Source organism: Rhizobium sp. R634, assembly GCF_002211305.1.
GTDB lineage: Bacteria > Pseudomonadota > Alphaproteobacteria > Rhizobiales > Rhizobiaceae > Rhizobium.
In genome coordinates this window covers 1-24578 of sequence record NZ_LOKW01000013.1, presented here as the reverse complement: position 1 = coordinate 24578, position 24578 = coordinate 1, and the positions used below count along the sequence as shown (strand labels likewise).

Sequence of the window (24578 nt, the reverse complement as noted above, 5' to 3'; positions counted from 1 at the left end):
TCACAGCGGCTTTACGAGTTTCGCTGCATTGCGGCGATGCTGATCAAAAAAGCCCTGAGGCCATGATGAAAGCCTTCCATTTTTGTCCAATTCGGGCGAGCTTATTTCGGTGCGGGTACCAATTCTCTCAAAGTAGTGGAAGGCACACGCTTCTGGGGCGAGGATGCCTTTTCGCACAGCAATGCGAATGCCGTCCATGAAGTGGTCGGAATGGGTTTCGACTATTATCTGTACGCCAGCGGCCGCAGCGAATGCGCAAAGTTCGCCGAGCCGAGTTTGACCGCCGGGATGAATATGCGCCTCCGGGTTTTCAAGGAGCACAACACCACCGCTCTCGCAGCTAAGGAGTGCAACAATCACCGGAAGAACATAGCTGAGCCCAAAGCCAACATTAGTCGAGCGAAATTGGCGGCTTCTCAAAGTGCCTTGCTCGGCGAACGAGAACGTTCCGACCATCAAGTCTGCCTGCTCGAAGGGAGATAGATTCAGACGTGCGCCTGGACTAATTTCAGCAAGCCAGGCTTCAACTTGGTCATCGAGCCTAGCACTATTCTCGCTGATCCGCCTCAGATCATCTGGTTCCCCAACGGTTTGCCCCAGATGTTCATAGAGCGCGTGCAAAGTGAATTCGCCTCGCGTCCCGAGGTAAAACTCTCTCCGTTGTGTAGCCGACATTGGACCGTACTTTCGAGGTCCAACTCGTTCCGCGTTTAGGTAGTGAAATAGTTGCTGACTCGGTGCTACATCCAGTAACACAAGCCCCAGAGTAGATAGCGATGAGGCGATGTTCAGGGCGGTCGTATGTTTCACGAAATCTGCGGCCTTAGCGAAGCCACTCTCGCCAAAGACATCGAATTGGAAGCGCGCTGGTCCATTCGCTCCGTCGCCGCTGATCTCGATCTCAATTGAGTCTTTGTCGGCGTCCTCGTATAAAACATCTGTTGGCGTGCCAAGGTCGACAAGCTCTCCAGAGGTTCTCAGGTAACCGCGCGCCAAATCTCCAGATCGAGCAGATTGTCTGAGCGTTAATAAGGACTGAATTACACTGCTTTTTCCGGCGCCGTTTAAGCCAGCTAGAAGGGTTATTGATCCCATCCTTATAGTCGCTTCGGCGATACATTTAAAATTTCGGATCGATAATTGTTCGAGCATCAGCCCCTCCTACAGCTTTATTCAGCAATTGTTCCACGGAGTTAAAGCGTTTGAAGACGCGCCCGGGAACACCTGTCGAATAAGAGATTGCTGTAACAAACTCAGGGTCCTTTTTAACCAGATCATAAAATTGAACACGGATAGCCTCTGCTTTAGAAATTGCAGCCTTCGCTTCATTGGCGTTCAAGGCGCTGAGAGCTACTGCCCAAGCTTCGAAGAGCGGCTTACTTATGGGATTGCGTGACGAAAGAGCGTTTCCATGCTGATCGAAGCGAGGCTTACGGAAGGCATACTCGCCAAAGATAGTACGAGCGAGACTCATCGATCGTAGAAATATTTGGACGAGTTCCTCTCGCTGTTCTATGTACATGGCATTTAATTTTCTCATCGCATCATTTAAGAACGTATCAAGATCATTCACTCTATAGTCTTGATACGGTGTCATGGTGAAAGCTAGGAATCTCAGGACCATTTCTTGCCCCTCCATGCGTGCATCGGAGATGGAGTTATCTGTCGCCGAGACGAATAAGGGAGTTGACGCCAGAGTCTTCAGGTAATCTCTCACAGGCCCTTTATTCAACGCGTTCCTGATTTCTTGACCGTTGAGCGGAATACCCCCGGTATTGATCCGCTTAAATATGTTGATCATTACCTCTTCGGGGGTTCCGGGTTGGATCACGTTGATTACGAGTTCCGTCTCCTCGATTCTTCTTTTCATGGAGCGATCAAGATCGGTGAACCCTTTGCCTTCCAACGCAGTAAGATACTCAAGCCCCGATAGGACAAAAGCACCCTTTACGAAGTCATATATAGTCGTAATTCGTTGGAGGCCGTCGACCACAGCCCAGTTGTCAATTGCGTCCGCCGATACGTAAAATACAGGAAGAGGAATTCGCAAGAGAAGTGACTCAATAAGTTGGCTTCGCCTGTGAATAGGCCAAACCCTTGCACGCCTTTGAAATTCAGGGGCGAGATCAATCTCTCCGTGATCAATTCTCCGCACCAAAAGATCGACGTTTTTTTTGTCCGTCGTAACTTTGATCTTGCTTGGATCAAACGGTCGCTCAATTACTATGGTGGAATCGATTTCTTCGGCTTCGGTTTCCGAAACCAAATCGCTTTGCACCGGCGGATCTGCCATGTAAGCCGTAATAGTGGTCATCAAGCTATCCCAAGAGAAACGAAGCGAATTTCTCTCATTACTGAGACACCTGCAACACCAAAACACTCCCGTAGACGCTCATGCACTCCTAAATTGAGGTGGAGCCTAGGAGGCTTTCGTGAAAGGTGCGCGTTTCGCAGCCGCCCCCGGCCGTCGCAAATCGCGCATGGTCGATTGCAGCTTTCGTCGTTCTTTAATAGTGATATCGGCAAGCCTCTTGAAGGCGCCAGCGCTTCTTTGCGCGGGCGATCGAAAAATTCTGGAGTCGCATTCGCCTCAGCCCATCGCCCCCACACCAATCCATTCACCATACCCAAACACCGCCCATAAACCCTAATCCCACAACCCGCCCCAACCCCGGCATTTCCACACCCCCACACCCCACCCATTTCAACCTTCCTTAAGCGACCGCTGATTAGCGTGGCCCCCGAATATCGAGGGCTTGTTCCATGTACACCGTTCTGACGTGCATCACCGAGCAGCATGATCTTACGCTGGTCGGGCTTGCGGGTTTGATCTGCTTTCTCGCCAGCCATTGCGCGATGGTTCTGCTCGATCGGGCGATGTCGTCGGATGGGGCGGTGCGCCTGACATGGCTTACGACGGCCGGGGCGGCTGGCGGGTTTGGGATCTGGGCCACGCATTTCATCGCCATGCTCGCTTATGACCCCGGCGTCGTCGTCGGTTATCATGCCGGGCTGACGCTGGTTTCGCTGTTGATCGCGATCGTGGCGACGACGGCGGCGGTTGCGGCGAAGATCGTCTATGGCAGGTGGATGGCGAATGTTCTGGCGGGCGCGTTTTTCGGCGCCGGCATCGGGCTCATGCATTTCAGCGGCATGCTGGCGATCGAATTTCCGGGCGAGATCTCCTGGGATGCGTGGTTCCTGGTGGCCTCGGTCGCGCTCGGCATCGGCTTTTCGGTCGCCGCCTTCCGCTTTGCCGGCCGCAGCGGCCGCTCGACGCTCGGCAAGTTCACGGCGACGGTGCTCTTGACGCTCGGCGTCGTGGCGCTGCATTTCACGGCGACGGCGGGTGTGACCGTCGTGCCCGATGCTTCGGCGTTCAACCCCTCGATGCTGCTTTCGCCGGCGATGATGGTGGTGACGATCGTCGCCGTGACCTTCTCGCTGCTGACGGCGGGCTTTGCGGCGGCGATCTTCGCCGTGCGCTCCGGCGCCAAGACCGAAAGGGCCGAGCGCAATTTCAAGCTGCTCGTGCAAGGCGTGACCGATTACGCGATCTATATGCTCGATCCCGACGGCAAGGTCAGCAATTGGAATGCGGGGGCCGAGCGCGCCAAGGGCTATAGCGCGGATGAGATCGTCGGCAAGGATTTCTCGCTGTTCTATTCGGCCGAAGACCGGCGCAAGGGCCTGCCGCAGCGGGCGCTTCAGGCCGCCCGCACCGAGGGCAAGTTCGAAGCCCAGGGCTGGCGCTATCGCAAGGACGGCTCCTCCTTCTGGGCCCATGTCGTCATCGACCCGATCTATGACGAGACCGGCGCGCTGATCGGCTATGCCAAGATCACCAAGGACAGCAGCAAGCAGAAGGCGGATGCCGACCGGATCGAGGAGGTCACCCGCAACCTCGATGTCGCGCTCGAAAACATGGGGCAGGGCATCTGCATGTTCGACAGGAACGAGCGGCTGGTGCTCTGCAACAAGCGCTATCTCGAAATCTTCCGCTTTCCCGAGGGCTCGGTGCGCCCGGGCATGGCCTATCGCGAGATCGTCGATATCGGCTATGCCGCCAATACCGACGATGCGGCGGAGGCCGCGGCACTCGCCGAGGCGCATTATATCAGGAACATGGCGTTGATCCGCGCCGGCTCCGGCAGCGCCGTCCATAAATATGCCAGCGGCAATTCGATCCAGCAGCATGTCAACATGCTCGCCGATGGCGGCTGGGTCGTCACCTTCGAAGACATCACCGACCGGCTGAAATCCGAAGAGCAGGTGGCCTTCCTCGCCAAGCATGACGGGCTGACCGGCCTGCCGAACCGGCTGCAATTCGGCGAGAGCGTCTCGGAAGAGATGATGATCGCCGACCGGGTGAGGGGCAATGTCGCCGTCATCGGCATCGATCTCGACAAGTTCAAGGAGGTCAACGACCAGCACGGCCACGCCACCGGCGACAAGGTGCTGGTCGAGCTTGCCCGGCGTCTCGATGCCGCGCGGCAGGAGGGCGAGTTCATCGCCCGCTTCGGCGGCGACGAATTCGCGGCGACCAAGCGCTTCGACGAGCTGAGTGCGCTGCACGATTATATCGGCCGGCTGGAAGGGGCGCTGGCCGGCACAGTCTCCATCGACGGCTTCGAGATCAAGACCGGCGCCAGCCTCGGCGTTGCGATCTATCCGAGCGATGCGGCAAGCGTCGACGGGCTTCTCGCCAATGCCGATCTTGCCATGTACCGCGCCAAGCAATCGCTGCTGCAGCGGGTCTGTTTCTATGAGGCTGATATGGACGAGATGGCGCGCCGGCGGCGGGCGCTCGCCAACGATCTCTGGGCCTCGATCGAGCGCAAGGAGCTGCATCTGCATTACCAGGTGCAGAAATCGGTGCGGACGGGCGAGATCACCGGCTACGAGGTGCTGCTGCGCTGGCGCCATCCCGAGCGCGGCAACATCCCGCCGATGGATTTCATCGGCCTTGCCGAGGAATGCGGCGCGATCCTGCCGATCGGCGAATGGGTGCTGCGGGAAGCCTGCCGGGAGGCGGCGAGCTGGAACAACGGCTACAAGATCGCCGTCAACCTCTCGCCGATCCAGCTCGGCCATGCCGACATGGCCGCGGTGATCGCAGGCATTCTTTTGGAAACCGGGCTGAACCCGCGCCGCCTCGAAATCGAGATCACCGAAAGCTCCATCATCGTCGACAAGGAGAAGGCGCTGCGGACGATGCGCGAGATCAAGGCGCTCGGCGTCTCGATCGCCATCGACGATTTCGGCACCGGCTATTCCTCGCTGGAAACGCTACGCTCCTTCCCCTTCGACAAGATCAAGCTCGACAAGAGCTTCATGGCCGAGGTCGAGACCAGCCCGCAATCCAAAGCGATCGTCCGCGCCATCCTGGCCCTCGGCCGCAGCCTCGAGGTGCCGGTGCTGGCCGAAGGCGTGGAGACGCAGGCGCAGCTCGATACGCTCTCGGAAGAGCAATGCGACGAGGCGCAGGGCTATCTGCTCGGCAAGCCGCAGGCGATGGGCGAGCCGGTGGTTGGGAAGGCGGCTTGACCGAAACCGGTTCAGTGAAAAATGGAAAGATGCCGATGGACAAGCGGGATTTTGACAGGGTGCTGCAGCTTGCGATTCAGCGGGGCAGATCTCCGAGACCGTTCGAGCCAGTGCTGCGGTATCGGCCGGCCTCTGTCGAACGCCCCAACTATAAGGGTCTCTCGGAACCTGAGATAAAGGTCTTCGAAAGTGCAATCGAGGTATTATTGTCAGCGGCCTTTCAGGGCAACGCTCCTGATCATCTTACGTTCGATGGTTGGCAGGAAGCTCGCAGCCCGGACCTTATCGATAGGATAGAGATTACAAGAGCAGCTCATCGTTTCAATGATCGCTTTTATGAGTGCGATATTCCAGGTCACGATCCGGATTCCAAAATGAGGCGATTTCAGCATATACGTTCGGTATACGGAGCAACGCCGCATCCTCAGAGCGAACCGGGCTCGCATTGCCAATACAAACTACACATTCATCCAGACATCGACGAAGTGTTCATTCAAACCGTCGGAGGAGAATATGTCGGGATTTTCATGGGACGAAAATTCGTGCCGGCCGCCCTCATCGGACTTCAATGTGAGTTCATCAAAAACCGTTTCACGAACCCGACCTGTGAACAGTCAAGCAGTTACAGTGTCGAAAGAGGTGGAAAGAAAATCTCAGGCTCGCTCAAACGACACGCCAGAGATACGTTCGATGACTACCAGTTTGAGGCAAGGGTTGGTGACAGTTTTCCCTCCGGCTTTGACAGCATGAAAGAACAGTTTTTTGACGTGTTTGCGGAGATGCGAACCATCATGCGCTCTGTCTGAGCGATTCAGATAGTCTTGCTGAGCTGCAAGCTATCGTCGCCCCAAGCTAGTGCCGTATTCTCAACGCTGTGGCGAGTGCTGGAAGTCGAAAATGCACTTCTGACCCAGCAAAACCCCTCCCCAACCCCTCCCCACAAGGGGGAGGGGCTAACCTGCCGGCCTCTCTCCGCTCTCGCCGCAACCTCTCGTCCGCAAGAACGCTCACTTTGGCATGAGGCGGTGCCGCGAGTTAAGTCCCTCCCCCTTGTGGGGAGGGGTTGGGGAGGGGAGACCATCCACCATGGCTGACGTCGTCGCACTGCCGACCGAAGAGGAAATTTTTTGCTGCGTCGCGAAAGATTTCTGGCCGGGGCGAGGGCGATCAAAACGGCCGAATGTACGTGTGGTTGCGGTTCTTTGCCGCCAAAAGGCCTGATAAGGCGGCAGATTCATACATTCGCGCATTGAGATCAACCAAGTTTCTCAATCGTCGCGACATCAGACTAACGTCTGACGACAGCGCCTGTCGATACTATTATTGTCGCGCTCGGGTAAGCAATTTCCCATTCGTCTGATTTTATCTTGCAGCGGTTGCAAATATCCCTGAAGAAAATATGTCATCAGCGATATTATACCATGTTAAAGCTAATCCTTCAGGCGTATGACTGCTTAATTCGGCATTGTTTTATATTTGCACGAGGTTCGGCAAATGAAGAAACAGGGGCATGGAATGAAAAAAGTTCTGGTGGCAGGCGGAGCCGGGTTCATTGGCTCGCATATGTGCGACAAGTTGTTGCTGCGCAGCAATATCAGCAAACTTGTGGTCGTCGATAATCTCTGGACCGGCCGGGCGGAGAATCTGGCCCACATCAAGGATCCGCGGCTGCATTTCGTGCGGTCCGACGTCGAAACACTTCAAACCTCCGACACGTTCGACGAGATATACCATTTCGCTTCTCCGGCCTCGCCGCCCTGGTACATGAAAGAACCGAAGCGGACGATCTCGGCCAACCTGCTCGGCGCCTTCCGGCTGCTCGACCTCCTGAAGAAGGGCGGCCGCTTCTGCTTCACCTCGTCATCGGAGGTCTATGGCGATCCGCTGGTGTCGCCGCAGCCGGAAAGCTACAAGGGCCAGGTCGATTGCACCGGGCCGCGCTCTTCCTATGACGAAAGCAAGCGCTGCACCGAATCGCTGCTGTTCGAATTGCAGCGCACCCAGGGCCTCGATGTCCGGGTCGTGCGGCCCTTCAACTGTTATGGGCCGCGGACGCGGCCGGATGACGGCCGGGCCGTCTCCAACTTCATCACCCAGGCGCTGACCGGCCGCTCGATCACCGTCTTCGGCGACGGGCTGCAATCGCGCAGCTGGGGTTATGTCGACGACATCACCGAGGGCTTCGCCCGTTATTTCTGGATGAACGAGACCGATTACCGGGGACCGCTCAATGTCGGCAACGACCGCGAGATCTCGGTGCTCGACGTCGCCAAATATGTCTCCAGCCTGATGGGCGGCGTGCCGATCGTCTTCAAGCCGTCGCCGCCGCAGGATCCGACCAACCGCCGGCCGGACCTGACCAACGCCAAGCACGTGATGCCGGAATGGTCCTGCAAGGTCAGCTATGAAGAAGGCGTGCTGAAGACGCTCGACTGGTTCAGGGCGGAGATGGAACGCGCCGCCGCCAAGCCGCGCAAAGCTGTGGCGCGCCCGCGCCCGCAGAAGAACACGGATATCGGCAGCTTCTCCGGTCTATGAGGACAGAGTGGCGATAGAGGAGAGGGTTCCAGCGTGCTGCGTTATGGGTGGCGACACGACGTTCGCCCCTCGGCATAACCGCCCATGCCCGCTGAATCCGCGCCCTTGGTATCCGTCCTCATCCCGGCCTACAATGCCAGCACGCCGCTGATGCCGCGGGCCGGGGTGCTCGCGTGCGGCGGCTACGATCCGTCGCTGCGCGACCGCGGCGCCGAGGGCTGCGAGGACCTGAAGCTCTGTCTGGCGCTCGCCGAATGGCTGTCCTTCGCGGTGGCGCCGCGGTTCTCGCCGGGGACTGCGACCAGATCAGAAAAGTGGCGCTGTTGATCGCCGCCCGCTTCCCGATGGCGCTCGCCGCCTTCGGCGCCGACCGGCTTTGGCGGTTGCTGGGGTCATCCTTTAGGTGCAGGGGGCCTTCGCCCTGCTTGCCGAATGGCGGGACTTCGGCGAGTGTAGAGATTCCCGAAAGCGGCACGCCGTTTGCCGATCGTTTCGCGGCGATGCCGGCCGGCATCATCGAGCCGCGAACGGCCGGCTGATCGGGAAGACATGGAGACCGGCTGAGCATATCGCCGGTCGGTGACATGGCGTTGCTCTGGGAAAAAACGGAAATGCGCTGACGGGCGGCTTGGCCGTGCCTTTTGGGAGGTAGTCGTGGAGTCGATCGGAGCAACGCCGCATTTGCAGCCGCTGGTCTCGGTGGTCGTTCCGGCGTTCAATGCTTCGCCCTTCATCGAGCGCACGCTTGCCTCCGCCACGTCTCAGACCTATCGGGCCCTGGAGATCATCGTCGTCGATGACGGTTCGACCGACGATACGGCGCGTCTCGTCGAGCGGGTGGCTGCGAACGATCAGAGGATCCGCCTGCTTCGCACGGCAAACCGCGGCGTCGCCGCCGCGCGCAACACCGGCATCGAGGCCGCCTCGGGGGCCTATGTCGCCTTTCTCGATGCGGACGATCTCTGGCATCCCGCCAAAATCGAAAAACAGGTGGGGGCTCTCGACCGCCTGCCGGATCAATGGGCCGCGGTTTATGTGCTGCACCATTTCATCAATCGGGACGATGAGCTCAACGGTCTGGGACCGTCTTTTTTCGCGCGAGGCTATATCTATGCCAGGCATCTCACATTCAAATATATCGGCAATGGCAGCTCGCTTCTGGTGCGCCGGCAGGCGGCGCTCGAGATCGGCGGTTTCGACAGCTCCTATGCCGCGGCCGGCATCGGCGGCTGCGAGGATCTCGATTTCGAGCTGAGGCTGGCGGCGCGCTATTGCATCGAATATGTGCCGGAGCGGCTGCTCGGCTACCGAAAATATCCCGGAAACATGTCTTCCAACTATGTCAGGATGGCGAGCGCGCTCTCCGAAGTGACGCGGCGTTCGCTCGCCGCTGGCCCGCAGCTGTCTTCCTATGCGATCCGCAGCGCCATCCTCGCCGCCCATAAATATGCGGTGAACCAATATATTCTCGCAGGCAATTACCGCCTGGCCGCCGCGTCGGCCCGGGCGGTCCTCAAGGCTGATCCGGGATTCCTCATCAGGCTGATCCTGCGCAGCTCGGCGGGCTATGCGAAGCGCAAGCTGCTGCTGGCGATCATCGGCCGGGAGCGCCTGGCCCGGCCATGCAGCAAGCCGCGCTTTCAGGATCTGGCGTCTGCGTCGAGGCCGGAAATGCCGAAGAGCCCGAGGATGCGCCGCCGCGCCGCCCGCCTGGCCGAAACCGACGCGGCGCTGAGTTCCGCCCATGCCGTCCCCGTCAGGGAGAAAGCGGCGCTCGAAAGCCGCGTCTGATCGCTTGTACGGCACGGATGACGGGTCTATGGTCTCTCTCGTTCTAGCATGAGATCTGCAGGCAGTATTCACCGTAAAACCGGACGCCGACGGCTTGTCCGCGATCCGGGACGAAGGAGCTGAGCAATGAAAATTCTCATGGTTCTCACATCGCATGATCAACTGGGCGATACCGGCCGGAAGACGGGTTTCTGGCTGGAGGAATTCGCCGCCCCTTACTTCGTCTTCCGCGACGCAGGCGTCGACATCAGCCTTGCCTCGCCGAAAGGCGGCCAGCCGCCGCTCGATCCGAAGAGCAACGAGCCGGGCTTCCAGACGGATGATACGCACCGTTTCGAGGCCGATCCGGCCGCAAAATCGGCGCTCGCCAATACGATGAAACTCTCCGAGGTCCGCGCAGGCGACTACGACAGCGTCTTCTTCCCCGGCGGGCACGGCCCGCTCTGGGACCTGACGAACGACCGCCACGCGCTGTCGCTCATCGAGACGATGCTGGCGGCCGGAAAGCCGGTGGCGCTCGTCTGCCACGCGCCGGGCATCCTGATGAATGTCAAGGCGCCGGATGGAACGCCGATCGCCAAAGGCCGCACCGTGACCGGCTTCACCAATTCCGAAGAGGATGCCGTGCACCTGATCGATGTCGTTCCCTATCTGCTGGAGGACGAACTGAGAGACCAGGGCGCGACGTTTTCCTCGACGGCGGACTGGGGCGTGCATGTCGTCCAGGACGGTCTGCTGATCACCGGCCAGAACCCGGCCTCCTCGAAGGAAGGCGCCCGCACCCTGCTCAACGCCTTGAAGAAGAAGGCCGCGGCTTAGAGAGCCAAAGGCTCCGGCTGCCGCCGCGGCGTCCGTCATTAACGGGCCTTGGCCTGCGCGCAGAGCGTCTCGCTCAGCGCCCACAGATCTTTCGCCAGCTGCGCATCCACTGCTTGTTTCTGCGGGGTCAGCGGGCGGCGGTTGGCGATGTATTGACCCTTGAGCGAGGCCGCTTCCGGGGCGGTGGCGAGCCAGATGAGGGAATCGGCGCCTTGTTCCGGAGATTTGGCGAAAGGTTTGGCGAGCGTGAATGCCAGGCCAATCCAGAAGCCGACATCGGCGCCGAAGCCACCGAACTGGCTGCGGATCGTACCGGGATGGAAACAGTTGGCCGTTGCGCCGGTGTCATCCAGACGGCGCTGCAATTCTTTGGTGAAGAGGACGTTGGCAAGCTTGGATGTCGCATAGGCGCGCATGCCCGATCCCTCCGTCGAAGTCGGCGTCTTCCCGAGATCCAATGCTCCCCGGGCCTGCATGGCGCTCGATGTCGAGACCACGCGTGCGCCCGGTGTCTTGCGGATCAGGTCGAGCAGGGAGGTGGTGAGCTGGAAATAGGCGAGGTGGTTCAGCGCGAAGGTCAGCTCGATGCCATCGGGGCCGATCAGCGGCGTCTTGAACATGGCGCCGGCATTGTTGACGAGCACATCGAGACGGTCGTGCCTCGCCTTGAACTCTTCCGCCGCGCGGCTGATCTCCGCCATGCGGGAGAGGTCGCAGATGAGGTAATCCAGATGCGGGTTGCCGGTGGCGGCCGTCAAATCCGCGATCGTCCGTTCCGTCTTTGCCCTGTTGCGGCCGACGAGGGTGAGGGATGCGCCGCGCTTTGCGAATTCTGTTGCGGCCGCCTTGCCGATCCCGTCCGTTCCTCCCGTTACGAGAAAGATTTTGCCGAGAAGATCATGTGTCATCGTCTGTCTTTCTGTTATAATGAGTGAGTGCTCACGCATTTATTTGGCGCAAGAAGATCAGTCATGGCTGATGGCATTCCAGAAGGCGGAGAAGCCGTCCCGGCAGGTGATGTCGCCATCGGTTGGGGAATTGCGGATGAAATCGACGGTCGTGTCGGCCATGCCGGACATCAGCGCGCCGACGAAGCCCGGCGATTGCTGACGCAGCGCGCCGAGCCCCATTGCCTGCCGCAGCACGTCGGCGACGTCGCCGAAGGCATCGAGCGCCTGCGCTTGGGCGGCGTCAGTGATCCGGCCGGAGAGCGCGAGGACCGTGAGCAGTTGATGTTCCCTCGGGTGGGCCACCCCCCAGCTCACATAGCCATGCCATGCTTTCCAGAGGCATTCCCGGAGATCCGCCGTATCGGGCGGCAGGACCACGGCGGCGCGCAGCTGGCCTTTGAGTTCCAGGTAAAGCTCATTGATCAGCTCGTCCTTGCTGGCGAAATAGGTGAAGATGCTTCCTTCGGCGACGCCCGCCGCCTTGGCGATCCGTACGGTCGGCGCGTTCAGTCCCTCATCGGCGAAGAGTTGTCCCGCCGCTTTGAGGATGACGTCACGCTTGTCTGGGCTGCGCGGCCGGGCCATGTTCGCTTTCTGAATGACTGAGTGCTCACTCATTTAAAAATGGCTGCACTTTCTGTCAAGCAGGCCGGGGGAGCGCAGCAATTTTTCTTGAAGAAAAGATCGATCCGGTGTCGGATCGCTCGGGTCCCGCCCGTCCTAGGCTCGTCTATTCCAACAGGTCAAAAGGATCACGACCATGCCAAGCACCATTCGCCTGCACCGCGTTTTCGCTACCAGCCCGGAGAAGGTCTATCGGGCGTTCATCGAAGGGGATGCGCTTGCCAAGTGGCTGCCGCCGAACGGCTTCCTTTGCACCGTGCATCATATCGAGCCGAGCGTCGGCGGCACGTTCAGAATGTCGTTCCGCAACTTCACCACCGGCAACAGCCACGCCTTCGGCGGCGAATTCCTCGAGCTCGTGCCGGGCGAACGCGTCCGCTACACCGACAAGTTCGAGGATCCGAACCTGCCCGGTGAAATGGAAGTCACCGTCGAGCTGAAGAAGGTCTTGGTCGGCACCGAGGTCAATATCACCCAGGCCGGCGTGCCCGATATGATCCCGGCCGAAGCCTGCTATCTCGGCTGGCAGGAATCGCTGCGCAACCTCGCCAAGGTGGTCGAGCCTGAGATCAACGAGTAGCGCCGCAGCACTGGCGCGAGTCGCCGCAACATCCACGAGAGCCTCATCCTGAGGTGCCCCGTAGGGGCCTCGAAGGGCGAGGCGGGTGTGCCGGCGGCTGAAGATGCAAGAAGCAATGTTGTGCGCGTGCTTCGAGGCTCCGCCCTTGGGGCTGCGCACCTCAGCATGAGGGAGCGTTGGAGGATGCCGCGCCTCATTGGCAAAGGAAGAGGGTGTCGCGGCAGCGCCCTGGTGCGTCGCCGCTGCATCCACGAGAGCCTCATCCTGAGGTGCCCCGCAGGGGCCCCGAAGGGCGAGGCGGGTGCGCCGCTCCGGCCGCATATACATTTCGATACATTTCGGCCGGCTGCCGACATCTGCCGGATACAATCCGGAACGATCCTGCCGCGGACCATCAGCCCGGCAGGAGTTACTCATGAAATTCGCTCTCCTCGGCATCTTTGCCGCTTCCAGTCTCGCCCTCGGCGTCGCCGTGTCCCATTCCGCCGCCGAGGAGGCGCCGGCGGAAAATGCCTCGCCGATCTATGGCGTCACCATCCCCGAGGGCTACCGCGACTGGAAGTTCATCGCTCCGGCCCAGGAAGCGCCGCCGCTCGATGAGCTGCGCGCCGTGCTCGGCAACGATATCGCGGTCGATGCCTACAAGAAGGGCACACTGCCTTTTCCCGATGGATCGATCCTCGTGAAGCTTGCCTATAAGCGCAAGCAATCGACGGAATTTGCGCCGGCGACGGTGCCGGGCGCGCCGACCACGGTGCAGGTCATGGTCAAGGACTCGAAGAAATATCCCGACAGCCATGGCTGGGGTTTCGGACGGTTCGTCGATGGCAAGCCGGTCGATATCGCACAGCATCAGACCTGTCTTTCCTGCCATGTCGGCAATGTGAAAGACCATGACTACGTCTTCACGCGCTATGCGCCGTGAGGAGCGTGTCTCCTCAGAGTTCGATCCCGCGTTTGGCCAGCGCCAGGCGCGCCGCCGTCGCGCCCCAGTCCTCGCCGGGGTCGCTCCCGTCGATCTCGGCTTCGGCGATTGCCGTCGCCCGGATCAGCGGCACGGAGCCGAAAGGCATGCCGTCGATCCGGCCGGGATCGCGGCTGAGCACGATGCGGGTCAGCGGCGCGTAATCCTCCGTCAGCCGGCAGAACAGGACGGCGCCGTGTTTTTCGACATCGCGGGCGATGCGGTGGCCGTCGGCGACGAGATCGCCGAGGTTGATCAACAGGTTTCCCCAGTCGCCGATCGTCGTCGCCACCAGCGTCGCGGCGCCGAACTCCATGAAGAGTTCGCATTCGACGCCGTTTTCGGGCTCGGAAATGCCGGCCCAGGGGGTGGAGAGGCCGTCGGTGGCGAGGATCATCCGGCCGGGCGCATCGATGGCGAGGATGTGGCGGTGCGGGCCGAACCATTTGGTCTGGGCGTAGCTATTGGCCGAGGCGCGCTCGGCGGCAAAACCTTCGCGCACGCTGCCGCGGCCCTGCCAGAAGGCGCGGCGGGCGCTTGCGGCGCGCTCGTAGATCGGGTCGTCGGGGCCGCGCGGCACGATTGACGGGTCGAAGCTGGTTTCGATCGTCACCTGCGCCCGCATGAAGGGCAGGGCCGGCTTCCTCCAGCGGACCACCACCCGGTTGAAGCGCTCGCTCGAAGCCGCATCGAGCTTTTCGACGACAGCGCCGATGGCGCGCAGCGGATCGCGTGAATCGTCCGGCACCTGCTTTCCCGCCGCATCGCGATAGCCGCCGGTGCTCGAGGAATGGCCGGCCTGCATGGTCGTGGCGGTCCATTCGCCGCTGACCGCACCCGCCGGCGCCCGGGAAAGGACCGGGACAAGCTCCCGGATCGCATCGTCAATCGAACAGGATGCCACGTCGCCCTCGCTGCCGGATGTGCCCCCACGGCCGGCCGGCCGCCAGCATAAGCTAGGGCAGGGACGTTGCCGTTCAATGAGGGTGGTGCGAGGGTTTCCCTGGGCGTTTCGGCGTGGAGCCGCCCCGATGAGAGACTGTGGAGGATGCTTACGGCAAGGAAGCGGCGCTGACGGGGTTTGACACCCCCTCTCCCCTGCCGGGCATCTCCCCCACAAGGAGGGAGATCGGCAAGAGGTTGGATCACCTGTTCCTTTCCATCATATCGGAATAAGGATGCACTCGTTGTTTGGGCAGGCCATCTCGCCCAGCCGATCTCCCTCCTTGTGGGGGAGATGCCCGGCAGGGCAGAGGGGGTGTCCCATGGCACGCCTCTCGCGGATCTTCTAGAAGCGCGCCGCTCAGTTGCTGCCGTCGTTCGGCCGGGCCTTGGCGCTGTCGTTGGTGGTGTCCGAGGCGGTTTTTCCGTCCGGCTGCTGGCCGAAATAGGTGCCGCCGAGGTGGCCGCCGGCGCTGGTGTTCTTCACCTGCTGTTCGGCGCGTTTCTGGATTTCACGAACGTTGGTCTTGCTCATTTTCGGCTCCCTGTTTGAGGTTCAGGACCTTTGAGCAACCGATTGAACCCGGGAGGGTTCCATATTTTCTGCCGGAACACTTCCCGGCCTTGGTGGTTTTTCTTCACTCAACCAAGGAGAAACGACGATGGGCATGACGACACCCAGGGACGGCGCCCCCGGCACCACCGACCAGTCCCCCCGCTGGGAAGGGCCGAAGGGCAACCGGCCGCGCGGCTACCTGAAACCCAAGGACGATCCGGACAAGAACCGTGACGCCAACGGCGAAAACAACCGCGATCCGGAGACGAGCGACATTTCCGACGCGGTGAAGCAGAAGGGCGAATGACATGGCCGACCCCAAGAAGGACGCAGCCGGCCAGTTCGCCAAATCCCGCGCCGACCGAAAGGCAAGCGGCGTCGCCAGCGCCAAGCCGACCGTCATCACCGGCTCGGAGGATGCGACGGTGCACAAGCACCCGCCGGGGAAGAAGAAGCCCGAAAAGGACTGGGATATCAATTATGATCCTGCGGAGATGAACGAGGGGCGGACGCGGTAGGGGAAGACGTTTCGAGAGGCGGTTTAAGAAGAGAGGTAGCCGGTCTCCGGCTGCCTGAGGTTGGCGTTCGTCAATTTCAGTGTCTTCCAATTAGGGTTTTGGATTGAAATTAGTCAAGCGTTTTTCAACCTGCGTTATGTCAAGGCAGATGGAACTGGTTCCGCCGCGGGAGAAACGACCATGAGAAATCGATGTGCAGTGCTTGTCTTGGCATTGCTCTCGTCTTGCTCGGAAGAAGAGCAACTTTCGATGATCGCCAAGATGACGAGCAAGGACCTCTATGAAAAAGGAGCGAATTGCCAGGGCTTTCATTTTCGCATCGAAAACAAACAGATGATCATGTTCGGCGACAAGGAGCCGCGGGCCATCGGTCGCGATATAAGCCTGTCCGAAAAAGACAATACGGTCGTGATGACGGACAATGGTTGGGGAAAATTGTCCTTGATTTCGGTTTATACATTCTCTGACGATAGAACAACGGTGACATTCACAGATCTGCACTATAGCCCTCAACCCACCGAGGAAGAGTGGCGGATGATGGATCAGCAGGCTGGCGGAAACGCGAAAGCGAAATTCCAAGCCTTTCGCGACTCCCTGAAAGACATGCCGCCAATGGAATTCTGCCAACGGGCAAACGCGTCTTAAGGTCCATTCCAGAGACGCCAATCAGCCTTCATCCTGATAACGTGCGCAAGCTGAAATCCGAAGCCTCGAAGGACGAAGGCGATGAGGCTGGAGAGAAGGCAAGGCTTGGCGCACCGGAGCTGTGCAATGGATGTGCCGTGTAGCCCCCTCATCTGCCTGCCGGCATCTTCTCCCCGCTGGGGAGAAGCCGAATCGAGGCGACGTCTCGCCCTTCTTGAACGCTCCTGTGGAGCATGAAGCTCACCACCTGCCCGCTTCTCCCCTCGGGGAGAAGATGCCGGCAGGCAGATGAGGGGGCCACACGGCAGGACCTCCATTGGTCGTCGCTTCGCCTTGAGCGGCAAGCGAAGGCAGATGATTTCTTCAGCGGCAGGCTCACCCGCCAAAATACGCCGGATGATCGATATCGGCGAGCAACCCTGGCTCGGTCGGCTGCCAGCCGAGCAACGCCTGCGTATGCGCGCTCGAGGTCGGCACGTCGAAGCCGGCGAACATCGCGAACCAGCCGAAATGCTCCGCCGCCTCTTCCCGCGACAGCGAGGCGGCCGGCACATTGAGCCGCCGGGCGATCACTTCGGCGATCCGGCGGAAAACCACGCCCTCTTCGGCCACCGCCAGGAACGGGCCGCCGGTGGCGCCGCGTTCGATTGCCAGGCGGTAGAGGCGGGCGGCGTCCAGCCGGTGGACGGCGGGCCAGCGGTTTTGCCCTTCGCCGATATAGGCGGAGATGCCCGTCCGTCGTGCGGTCTCGATCAGGATCGGCACGAAGCCGTGGTCACCATGGCCGTGCACCGAGGGTGGGAGGCGGACGGTGGCGGCGCGCACGCCGCGGGCGACGAGCGATATTGCGGTGATTTCGGAGGCGCGGGGATAGGTCTCGCTGGTCGGCATCGGCGGGTCCTTCTCGATGCCGATGCGGCCCGGCGCATGGCCGAGTCCTGCCGTCACCAGAAGCGGGCGGCCGGAGCCCCGGAGGGCTTCGCCGAGCGCCTCGCTGGCGCGCCGGTCGAGGGCGCAGTTTTCGGCAAATTTCGAGAAATCATGGTTGAAGCCGGTGTGGATGACGGCATCGGCTTCGGCCGCGCCGCGCGTCAGCCCCTCCAGATCTTCGAGCGTGCCGCGCTGGACGGCGGCGCCCGCGGCCTCCAACTCCGCTGCTCCCTTCTCCGAGCGGGCAAGGCCCAGCACCTCGTGGCCGGCGGCGAGCAACTCCCTGACGACGGCCGAGCCGACCCAGCCGGTGGCTCCGGTGACGAATACGCGCATGTCGATATCTCCTGATGAACTGGAGACAGATATCGGCGAGAGTGCTATCATGGTAAAGTAGTGATCTTATCATGGTATAAAAGCTAACAGGATGAGCGAATTCGTCAGCACCGAAAACCGGCTCGGCGCCTATCTCAAGGACCGCCGCGCCAAGCTCGATCCGGCAGCGCTGGGCTTTGCGGGAGAGCGGCGGCGCACGCCGGGGCTTCGCCGTGAGGAGGTGGCAAGCCGCGCCAATATCAGCCCCACCTGGTATACCTGGCTGGAGCAGGGCCGCGGCGGCGCGCCCTCCGCCGACGTGCTCGACCGGATCTCGCGCGCCCTGATGCTGACCGATATCGAGCGCGAACACCTTTTCCTCATCGGCCTCGGCCGTCCGCCGGAGGTGCGCTACCGCAACGAACAGGGTGTGACGCCGCGCCTGCAGGGCGTGCTCGATGCGCTGGACCCGAGCCCGGCGCTGATCCGCAACGCCATCTGGGACGTGGTCGCCTGGAACCGGGCGGCGACCGTGCTGCTGACCGATTACGGCGCGCTGCCGCCCGAGGAGCGCAACGTGCTGCGCTTCATCTTCCTCGATCCGCGCGTGCGCGCCGCCCAATATGACTGGGAAAGTGTCGCCCGCTTCGTCGTCGCCGCCTTCCGCGTCGATGCCGCCCGCGCCGGTGCTGCCGCTGAAGTCGAGCCGCTGGTCGACGAACTCTGCCGCAGGAGCCCGGAATTCCTCGCCATGTGGCGCGACAACGACGTGCGCACCCACGGCGAGGGCGCCAAGCACATCAAGCACCCGGTGCTGGGCCTGCTCTCCTTCGAATATTCCGCCTTCCAGGTGGACGGGCGGCCGGACCTCAGCATGGTTGTGTATAATCCGGCGACGGCGGAGGACGCCGAGAAGATCAGGCGGGTGGTGGGGTGACATGCGTCACCATCATGCTTACGCTTCGAATAAGCACAGATGGAGCATGCCATGCCGAGAGTGCCCGTTGAAGACAATGAGCGTATGAGCCTGCGGCCTGCCTCACCAGCCGAAGCCGAGCTGCTGCCGGAGGTGGCGCCTTGCAATACGGATCCAGTGAATTTCACGACGCAATCAGCATTGCACGAGGCCGATGCCATCATCGCCGAAGCGGAGGTCATTGAAGCATCGGAACGCGATTACGCGCGCATTGTCGAACTCCTGGAAAATCCCCCTCGGCCGAATGAAAAGCTGCTGGCGGCGGCCGGAGCAATGCCGACAGCTCCAATGCATGCCGCTGCAAATAGCCATCGGGGAGGCCAGCTGACATGAAGGATGTCGTTGTGTTGGTGACGGGCGCGAGCCGCGGTGTCGGCCGCGGGATTGCGCTTGCTCTGCTCGCCGAGGGAGCCACGGTGCATGTGACCGGGCGGACCCTTTCCGAGGCGAAGGCAAGTGAGGGAGGCAAGAGCGCAGGATCGCTGGAGGGGCTTGCGCGCGAGGCTGCGGCGCTCCCCGGAACCGTCGTTCTTCATCAATGCGACCACGGCAGCGATGCCGAAACCGAGCGTGTGGCCGAAGAGATCCGAGCCGGCAACGGGCTGGATATTCTGGTCAACAATGCCTGGCCCGGCTATGAAAACATGGTCGAGAATGGCGATTTTACCTGGCCCCGGCCTTTCTGGGAGCAGCCGGTCTGGCGGTGGGACGCAATGATCGGCACCGCGCTGAGGGCGGCTTTCATGACATCGCGCGCCGTCGCCCCGATGATGATCTCGGGCCAGCGCGGCCTGATCGTCAATATTTCCTTCTGGGCGGCGCAGCTCTACGAGGGCAATGCCATCTACGGCATCGGCAAGGCTGCCACGGACAAGATGGCCGCCGATTTCGCCCATGAGCTGCGTCCGCACAATGTCGCCGCCGTCTCGCTCTATCCCGGCCTGGTCCGCACCGAAGCGGTGCTGGAGAATGCCGAATATTTCGACCTGTCCAACTCCGAATCTCCTCAGTTCATCGGCCATGTCATTGCCGGACTTTGGCGAGATCCCGCGCTGATGTCGAAATCCGGGCGGGTGCTGGTGGCGGCAGAGCTCGGCCGCGAATACGACATATCCGACGTCAACGGCTACAGGCCCGTTCCCCTGACGGCGGCGGACTTTGCGAAAAGCTGAAATTCTGAGAGTGCGAAGGGCTGATCGTCGTGACAGCTAGATCGTACGGTTTCTCTCCACCATCGCGAGAAACCGGCCAGCCCTTCGCCTCAATCCCGACAAATCTCCGGTGATGCTGTCGATGACCGCGCAAGATTTCAGCCGCGCGGGAGGGGGATTTCAATGAATTCATATCGTGCCGTGGCCTTCGTCGCCGCGTCGGTTCTGATGGTGCTGCCGGCCTCGGGGGCATCCGCGTGCAGTTGCGGGCGATCGTCCGCGAAGGAAAGATTTGCGAAAGCGGATTTGATCGTCAGAGGCCGCATGAAGCTCGTGACCTTTGGCGTGGAGCTGCCGGATTCGCAAACCGATCGCGAGCCGCCACGGCTGACGCGCGGCGACTTTGAGGTCGACAAGGTGGTGAAGGGGACCTTCAAGGGCAAAACGCTATCGGTCTATACGGGCGCTGGCATGGGGGACTGCGGACGTCTGGGAGAGTTCCTCTCCGCAGCGTTTTACTATCACAGTGACAAATTCGCCGTTTACGAATTCGGATTGTCGAAGGCGGAGTTCGCAGGGCAGACACGCTATTTCACGTCGATCTGCGACTACGCCAAGGGGCCGAAGGATGGCCAAGAGTAGACCGTGGCCTACTATGAAAAGGCGTGGCGCCCGGCGGCTGCATTTGGACCGCCGGCACCGTGTTGATCTTTATTTCACCACCGTCACGTTCAGCACGCCTTCTTCCGTCTTGCCCTCTTCATAGGGCGAGCGGATGACGAGTCGGTCTTTGCCGGTGTAGCCGGGGTCGGGCGTGTAATAGCCGACGACGCCGTTGACCCTCGTCTTTTCGCATTTCGAGGCTTTCCCGTCGAGCTTGGGGAAGAGCGGTTCGTGGACGATTTCGAGGCGGCCGTGTTTGGGCCGTTCGACGATGTCGATGGCGGGGTAATCGATGTGGCGGCAGTCGTCGTCGATATGCCAATTCTTGGCCACCAGCGTTCTGACGCCGCTGCGGGCGGTGATCGACTCCGACTGCCGGCGGAGGCCCTCGGAGGTGGTCGTGCAGGCCGAAAGCGGAATCAATGACGTTGCTAAGAGCAAGAATATAAAGGCGTTTTTCATATAAATCCTCAACTTCGGCTTGAATGAATATTGATTTTCTCTTCAAGTCAATCAGAGTGGCAAGAGGGATTGCCGTTGCCCGGCATTTGGAGATCGGCGAGGATTTTATCGTGACAAGACGTGCAGCGGCCTTGGTCGTCATAGCAGGCGCGGTGCTGTTGGCGGCCGGCGGCGGCAGGGCCGATGATATTCCCTTCTTCGCCAGCCGCGATGTGCCCGACTACAAGGCTTCCATGGTCATCCGGGAGACCTGGTTCGAGGTGAAAACCTTCGCCCGTACCGTCCTGCATCACAAGGGATGGACGAAGGTCGAGGAGGTCAAGACGCCGGTCACGACCGTCGCCTACGGCAATTATTTCGACAATCCGTTCTTGCTGTGGCTGGCAAAATCGGAAGACGACGAAGATTTCGCCACGGCAATCATCGAGAAAGTCACGCCGCCGGAGGCGAAGGACACCGGCGTGGTGCGCGTCAAGGCCGGTGAGGTCTGCCACTGGTGGGAGCTGAGCGAGAAGGCCGAGACGGAAGACCGGGTGCAGCCGCCGTGGCGCAGCTGCTTGTCGCGCGACGGCATCGAAGTCGCCACCAGCCAGCCCTTCGGCGAAATGACGGCCAATGACGGGACGGATCTGGTCAAGCTCGAGCGCGGGCCGGTGGCGGAATCCGATGTCCGGCCGCCGAAGAGGATCTTCGAGCCGGCCTTCTGGCTGAAGCCGCGGCGCGATTATCCCGAGAGGCCGGCAGATCGTGCCGATTTCGACGTCAGGATGAAAACAGCTGACGGCCGGACTGAGATCAGGCTGCTCAGGCATTATCCATGGCGGCTCGAAGACCGGCGCGGGCCTGATGGAGCGGTGCAGTTCAAGGTTTGGAACGAGCTCGAGAACCAGGGCATGGCGGTCTCCACGGTCGACGACCTGCATCGCTTCGAGGCCCGCCGTTCGCCGCGCGCGTCCAGCTATCCCTACACCGCCTTCGACAAGACGTTCGAGCGGGTCGACATGAACCTGCCGTCCTCGTCGCATCGCGGAGAAGATTGCACCTGGTTCGATATGAAGCCCGATATTCTGAGGCCGGCCGTCAAAAATGTCCTGAGAGCCGAATGCGTCACCAGGGATGGCATGCCGCTGAAACTCATCGGTCGCGATGCATCCGGCGCCATCGAGACCTTCGCCGCCGTCGAGGTGGAACGCCGGCCGGTCGATATCAAGGAGATGATGCCGCCGCGCGAGCTGATCGATCCGTCGTTGTGGGGATTTACGATCGGCGATTGACGGGAGGGGCGGTGCGCCCGCCTCGTCCTTCGAGGCGATCCTGTGGATCGAACCTCAGGATGAGGCTCTCTTGAGGGTTGCCGGCATCCATGGCAACGTTTGAAAACCCGTGGCGCGATGATGTCAGCAACAGGTCGCTGAGAATTTGATTCAGCCGATGCGCCTTAAGTCGCTGTTCCCAGGGCAGATCATCCAAGCGCTGCGATATGATCTTCAAGCCTGATCGTGCCGCGATGCGGCGCCGGCGGCAATTCGGGGCCGTCGAGCGTCGCCTCGGTCATCCGGGCATAAGAGCGGGCGGCGGCGGGTGAAAAACCGAGCGCGCGGAAGCTCTCCTCCAAACCGCTGCGCGGCGTCGTCGCGACGCGGACGGGTTTGGCCACGAGCGAGGAGAAGGCAGCCGCGACATCCGCGAAATCATATCGCTCGGGCCCTTCCACATAGTGAATGCCGGTGTCGCTCACCGGACTTGCCAGGCGCGCGGCGGCGGCCTTGCCGAGATCGGCGGGCGAGACCATCGGCAGGGTGAGGTCTTCGGGAAAGGCGGTCGGGATGGAGCCCTGCCGGGCCGGTTCCAGCAGCATGTCGAGATTGGTGTAGTAATAGGCGCCGCGGTTGATGGCCGTGGCAATGCCGCTCGCCTCAGCCAGCCGTTCGAATTGGTAAAGCACGGAGAGATCGCCGATGCCATCGCCTTGCCTGGCGCCATAGGTCGATTGCACCACGAGTTTTTCGAGGCCGGAATTCTCGAGCGCGGCGCCAATGCTGCGTGCGGTCTTCAGCTCTTCCCTGTTGGTATCGGTCTCGGGATCGGCCGACGGATTGAGGAGAAAGGCACGCCTGCCGCGCCGGAAGACGGCCCGCAACCCCGCCGCATCCGAGACATCCTGCACCACCGCCTCGACATTGCCGCCGCTGATCGCGCGCGCCTTTTCCGCGCTGTGGACGACCGCGATGACGCTCTCGCCGGACGCTCGCAGCGCCCCCAGGAGGCCGGAGCCGACATTGCCTGTTGCACCGAGAACCACATACATGTTTCACCTCGCTGTTTTCCGGGAAACGAAGCGGGTCACGGGTGGTTCCTGTGGTGGCGCAAGCTTGGCGCCAGCCTGGCCTGCCAGAAGGCAGGCATTGATTCTCCCAGGATCTATAGCGAAGCGATTTTCAGCAAGGACAGCCCCGTCAATGATTGGCGGGGCTTTTTGCTTTCTGGCGGTATAAGAGGACTTTGACGGCCAGCGCCTCAGCCGCGCCGCGCCGCTTCGATGGCGGCGATGTCGATCTTGTGCATGGTCATCATCGCGTCGAAGGCGCGTTTTGCCTCGGCGGGCTCGGCTTTCAGCGCTTCGCTCAGCGCCCTTGGGGTGATCTGCCAGGAGACGCCCCACTTGTCCTTGCACCAGCCGCAGGCGCTTTCCTGGCCGCCATTGCCGATAATGGCGTTCCAGTAGCGGTCGGTTTCCTCCTGATCTTCGGTGGCGATCTGGAAGGAGAAGCATTCATTGTGCTTGATCGAGGGGCCGCCGTTCAGCCCGATGCAGGGCACGCCGGCGACGGTGAATTCGACGACCAGCACCTCTCCCTGCTTGCCTTCGGGATAATCTCCAGGCGCCCGGATGACCGCGCCCATGGCGCTGCCGGGAAAGACCTCCGTGTAAAAGCGGGCGGCCGCCTCGGCGTCCCTGTCGTACCAGAGGCAGATGGTGTTCTTGTTCAGCATGGCATGGTCCCTTCGCTCGTCGTTTCCGATCTCATGCTTGACATAAGAGGCGAGGCGGCTTTCTCCAGCCCATGCCAGCCATTTTGACCCAGCGCGCTTGCCTGCCGGTGTTATGCAATCTTAAGGTTGAATAATTCTATTTGCGTTTGTGAAATTTATATAGTAAACATTTCTAATATAAAATAAGTCTAGCTGTATCAGAAAGACGTCTTGCGTGAAGTTCTGGGCCTTCATTGCAGCTTTTTTTCTCAGCGTGCTGCTGTGGGCCAGCTTTTATTACGGCGGCCGTGGAATTTACGGCGCGATTAATACTTTGCAGCTCCTTGCCGACCGCGCAGTCGGCAGCGTGTTTTAGGCGGGGGGAGGCAGCCTCCAACGGACCTCATCCTGAGGTGCGGAAGCCGAAGGCTGGAGCCTCGAAGGATCGTGCCGCAGCGCTGCTTCTTGCATCCATTCTGCCTCCATCGGCAACTTACCTTTCCTCCGTCACCAAGTCAGTTATGCAGAGATTGGCATTATTTCGTTTTTCTGTCGCAAGGCGTCTCTGACGCGGGCGTTTGCGATGGTGATGATCTTGCGCATGAGGGCGGTGAGGGCCAGACGTTTGGGTTTT

General features: G+C 60.9%; 29 protein-coding genes. 19 read left to right on the top strand and 10 right to left on the bottom strand.

The window, feature by feature from the left end; genetic code table 11:
* Together ATY77_RS17105 and ATY77_RS17100 are read right to left on the bottom strand one after the other, a co-directional pair.
* The gene (locus ATY77_RS17105; RefSeq protein ID WP_088688276.1) at window positions 1–1152 is read right to left on the bottom strand and encodes a DUF3696 domain-containing protein; all 1152 of its coding nucleotides are present in this window, start codon (window positions 1150–1152) and stop codon (window positions 1–3) included.
* A complete protein-coding gene (locus ATY77_RS17100) occupies window positions 1121–2314 on the bottom strand; it encodes a DUF262 domain-containing protein (RefSeq protein ID WP_088688275.1) in 1194 nt (397 codons plus the stop codon). The genes ATY77_RS17105 and ATY77_RS17100 overlap by 32 nt, the downstream gene beginning before the upstream one ends.
* 449 nt (window positions 2315–2763) lie before the next feature.
* Here ATY77_RS17100 and ATY77_RS17095 point away from each other — a divergent pair, with 449 nt between their 5' ends.
* The 8 genes from ATY77_RS17095 (at window position 2764) to ATY77_RS17065 (ending at window position 10695) form a co-directional block, all read left to right on the top strand.
* Complete coding sequence (locus tag ATY77_RS17095; protein WP_088688274.1) at window positions 2764–5547, top strand: EAL domain-containing protein; 2784 nt, start codon at window positions 2764–2766, stop codon at window positions 5545–5547.
* Window positions 5544–6353: a hypothetical protein gene (locus ATY77_RS17090; RefSeq protein ID WP_245314354.1), complete on the top strand. Its 810-nt coding sequence runs from the start codon at window positions 5544–5546 to the stop codon at window positions 6351–6353. The genes ATY77_RS17095 and ATY77_RS17090 overlap by 4 nt, the downstream gene beginning before the upstream one ends.
* Before the next feature lie 280 nt (window positions 6354–6633).
* Window positions 6634–6768, top strand: a complete 135-nt coding sequence (locus ATY77_RS33390; RefSeq protein ID WP_280950748.1) for a hypothetical protein — start codon at window positions 6634–6636, stop codon at window positions 6766–6768.
* A gap of 294 nt (window positions 6769–7062) precedes the next feature.
* Window positions 7063–8085 (top strand): NAD-dependent epimerase/dehydratase family protein, encoded by a 1023-nt coding sequence (locus ATY77_RS17085; RefSeq protein ID WP_088688273.1) that lies wholly within the window; start codon window positions 7063–7065, stop codon window positions 8083–8085.
* 84 nt (window positions 8086–8169) lie between these two features.
* On the top strand, window positions 8170–8412 hold the full coding sequence (locus ATY77_RS32910; protein WP_088688272.1) for a hypothetical protein: 243 nt from the start codon (window positions 8170–8172) through the stop codon (window positions 8410–8412).
* On the top strand, window positions 8400–8624 hold the full coding sequence (locus ATY77_RS17075; RefSeq protein WP_141103943.1) for a hypothetical protein: 225 nt from the start codon (window positions 8400–8402) through the stop codon (window positions 8622–8624). Before ATY77_RS32910 ends, ATY77_RS17075 begins: the two co-directional genes overlap by 13 nt.
* A 115-nt stretch (window positions 8625–8739) precedes the next feature.
* Complete coding sequence (locus ATY77_RS17070; RefSeq protein WP_088688270.1) at window positions 8740–9876, top strand: glycosyltransferase family 2 protein; 1137 nt, start codon at window positions 8740–8742, stop codon at window positions 9874–9876.
* Between the two features lie 126 nt (window positions 9877–10002).
* On the top strand, window positions 10003–10695 hold the full coding sequence (locus tag ATY77_RS17065; protein WP_088688269.1) for a type 1 glutamine amidotransferase domain-containing protein: 693 nt from the start codon (window positions 10003–10005) through the stop codon (window positions 10693–10695).
* Window positions 10696–10733: 38 nt separating this feature from the next.
* On the opposite strand, the gene ATY77_RS17060 is transcribed toward ATY77_RS17065, so the two are convergent.
* Window positions 10734–11603: an SDR family oxidoreductase gene (locus ATY77_RS17060; protein WP_088688268.1), complete on the bottom strand. Its 870-nt coding sequence runs from the start codon at window positions 11601–11603 to the stop codon at window positions 10734–10736.
* 57 nt (window positions 11604–11660) lie between these two features.
* A complete protein-coding gene (locus ATY77_RS17055; protein ID WP_088688267.1) occupies window positions 11661–12230 on the bottom strand; it encodes a TetR/AcrR family transcriptional regulator in 570 nt (189 codons plus the stop codon).
* A gap of 175 nt (window positions 12231–12405) precedes the next feature.
* Here ATY77_RS17055 and ATY77_RS17050 point away from each other — a divergent pair, with 175 nt between their 5' ends.
* Both ATY77_RS17050 and ATY77_RS17045 read left to right on the top strand, forming a co-directional pair.
* Complete coding sequence (locus tag ATY77_RS17050) at window positions 12406–12849, top strand: SRPBCC family protein (protein ID WP_088673451.1); 444 nt, start codon at window positions 12406–12408, stop codon at window positions 12847–12849.
* A gap of 415 nt (window positions 12850–13264) precedes the next feature.
* A complete protein-coding gene (locus tag ATY77_RS17045) occupies window positions 13265–13774 on the top strand; it encodes a cytochrome P460 family protein (RefSeq protein ID WP_088688266.1) in 510 nt (169 codons plus the stop codon).
* A gap of 13 nt (window positions 13775–13787) precedes the next feature.
* Here the strand turns inward: ATY77_RS17045 and ATY77_RS17040 are convergent, their stop codons facing one another.
* Entirely contained in the window at window positions 13788–14717 is a 930-nt protein-coding gene (locus tag ATY77_RS17040) for a hypothetical protein (protein WP_088688265.1), read from the bottom strand.
* 399 nt (window positions 14718–15116) lie between these two features.
* Entirely contained in the window at window positions 15117–15290 is a 174-nt protein-coding gene (locus ATY77_RS32905; protein ID WP_088673453.1) for a hypothetical protein, read from the bottom strand.
* A 127-nt stretch (window positions 15291–15417) separates the two neighbouring features.
* Between ATY77_RS32905 and ATY77_RS17030 the strand changes: the two genes are divergently transcribed.
* From ATY77_RS17030 to ATY77_RS17020, 3 genes are read left to right on the top strand one after another with little or no spacing between them, the layout of a single operon-like run.
* Window positions 15418–15618 (top strand): hypothetical protein, encoded by a 201-nt coding sequence (locus ATY77_RS17030; RefSeq protein WP_088688264.1) that lies wholly within the window; start codon window positions 15418–15420, stop codon window positions 15616–15618.
* A gap of 1 nt (window position 15619) precedes the next feature.
* Window positions 15620–15829 carry a hypothetical protein gene (locus ATY77_RS17025; protein ID WP_088688263.1) on the top strand — a complete coding sequence of 70 codons (210 nt, stop codon included), beginning with the start codon at window positions 15620–15622 and terminating at the stop codon, window positions 15827–15829.
* Between the two features lie 60 nt (window positions 15830–15889).
* On the top strand, window positions 15890–16474 hold the full coding sequence (locus tag ATY77_RS17020) for a hypothetical protein (protein WP_141103942.1): 585 nt from the start codon (window positions 15890–15892) through the stop codon (window positions 16472–16474).
* Between the two features lie 375 nt (window positions 16475–16849).
* Here the strand turns inward: ATY77_RS17020 and ATY77_RS17015 are convergent, their stop codons facing one another.
* The gene (locus tag ATY77_RS17015; RefSeq protein WP_088688261.1) at window positions 16850–17740 is read right to left on the bottom strand and encodes an SDR family oxidoreductase; all 891 of its coding nucleotides are present in this window, start codon (window positions 17738–17740) and stop codon (window positions 16850–16852) included.
* Window positions 17741–17831: 91 nt separating this feature from the next.
* Here ATY77_RS17015 and ATY77_RS17010 point away from each other — a divergent pair, with 91 nt between their 5' ends.
* The 4 genes from ATY77_RS17010 to ATY77_RS16995 all read left to right on the top strand — a co-directional run bounded on the left by ATY77_RS17010 (window position 17832) and on the right by ATY77_RS16995 (window position 20488).
* Window positions 17832–18656: a helix-turn-helix transcriptional regulator gene (locus ATY77_RS17010; protein ID WP_088688260.1), complete on the top strand. Its 825-nt coding sequence runs from the start codon at window positions 17832–17834 to the stop codon at window positions 18654–18656.
* A 51-nt stretch (window positions 18657–18707) separates the two neighbouring features.
* Entirely contained in the window at window positions 18708–19028 is a 321-nt protein-coding gene (locus ATY77_RS17005; protein ID WP_088688292.1) for a DUF1778 domain-containing protein, read from the top strand.
* Entirely contained in the window at window positions 19025–19867 is an 843-nt protein-coding gene (locus tag ATY77_RS17000) for an SDR family NAD(P)-dependent oxidoreductase (RefSeq protein ID WP_088688259.1), read from the top strand. Before ATY77_RS17005 ends, ATY77_RS17000 begins: the two co-directional genes overlap by 4 nt.
* A 303-nt stretch (window positions 19868–20170) precedes the next feature.
* Complete coding sequence (locus ATY77_RS16995) at window positions 20171–20488, top strand: hypothetical protein (RefSeq protein WP_141103941.1); 318 nt, start codon at window positions 20171–20173, stop codon at window positions 20486–20488.
* Between the two features lie 69 nt (window positions 20489–20557).
* Here the strand turns inward: ATY77_RS16995 and ATY77_RS16990 are convergent, their stop codons facing one another.
* Window positions 20558–20932 carry a hypothetical protein gene (locus tag ATY77_RS16990; RefSeq protein WP_245314353.1) on the bottom strand — a complete coding sequence of 125 codons (375 nt, stop codon included), beginning with the start codon at window positions 20930–20932 and terminating at the stop codon, window positions 20558–20560.
* Between the two features lie 149 nt (window positions 20933–21081).
* On the opposite strand from ATY77_RS16990, the gene ATY77_RS16985 reads away from it, so the two are divergent.
* The gene (locus ATY77_RS16985) at window positions 21082–22245 is read left to right on the top strand and encodes a hypothetical protein (protein ID WP_141103940.1); all 1164 of its coding nucleotides are present in this window, start codon (window positions 21082–21084) and stop codon (window positions 22243–22245) included.
* Window positions 22246–22433: 188 nt separating this feature from the next.
* On the opposite strand, the gene ATY77_RS16980 is transcribed toward ATY77_RS16985, so the two are convergent.
* Together ATY77_RS16980 and ATY77_RS16975 are read right to left on the bottom strand one after the other, a co-directional pair.
* Window positions 22434–23279, bottom strand: a complete 846-nt coding sequence (locus tag ATY77_RS16980; RefSeq protein WP_088688255.1) for an NAD(P)H-binding protein — start codon at window positions 23277–23279, stop codon at window positions 22434–22436.
* A 209-nt stretch (window positions 23280–23488) separates the two neighbouring features.
* Complete coding sequence (locus ATY77_RS16975) at window positions 23489–23962, bottom strand: VOC family protein (protein WP_088688291.1); 474 nt, start codon at window positions 23960–23962, stop codon at window positions 23489–23491.
* Between the two features lie 217 nt (window positions 23963–24179).
* Here ATY77_RS16975 and ATY77_RS32900 point away from each other — a divergent pair, with 217 nt between their 5' ends.
* Window positions 24180–24320 (top strand): hypothetical protein, encoded by a 141-nt coding sequence (locus tag ATY77_RS32900; RefSeq protein ID WP_190233579.1) that lies wholly within the window; start codon window positions 24180–24182, stop codon window positions 24318–24320.
* Window positions 24321–24578: the final 258 nt, after the last annotated feature.